This is a genomic window from Colwellia ponticola (assembly GCF_005885605.1).
GTDB lineage: Bacteria > Pseudomonadota > Gammaproteobacteria > Enterobacterales > Alteromonadaceae > Colwellia > Colwellia ponticola.
In genome coordinates this window covers 1-457 of sequence record NZ_SZVP01000108.1, presented here as the reverse complement: position 1 = coordinate 457, position 457 = coordinate 1, and the positions used below count along the sequence as shown (strand labels likewise).

General features: G+C 57.8%; 1 protein-coding gene. It reads left to right on the top strand.

Annotated elements, in window-relative coordinates; translation table 11 throughout:
* A partial coding sequence (locus FCS21_RS16060) for a COG4705 family protein (protein ID WP_503328521.1) occupies positions 1-457 on the top strand: 457 nt, incomplete at both ends.

Here is a 457-nt window from a genome sequence, read left to right as displayed (position 1 = left end):
GATCACCCTGGCGTTCTGGGTCATGAAAATCTGCGCAACCACCCTGGGCGAAACCGCCGGGGACTTGTTGTCGATGACCCTGAACGTCGGTTACGCCATCAGCTCGATGATCCTCATCAGCGTGTTCCTGGTCACTCTGGTGACACAACTCTGGTCGAAAACCTACAACCCGGTGCTGTACTGGATCGTGATCCTGTCCACCAGCACCGCCGGCACCACCATGTCGGATTTCATGGACCGCACTCTGGGCCTGGGCTATGCCACCGGGTCGATGATCCTGATCGTGATCCTGATGATCATCTTTGCGATGTGGCATCTCAGTGGTGACTCGCTGAACGTGAACAAGGTGCAGACTTTCCGAGGCGAGCTGTTCTACTGGATGGCGATCCTGTTCTCCAACACCCTGGGCACTGCGTTGGGCGACTTCCTGGCGGACGATTCGGGGCTCGACTTTGCC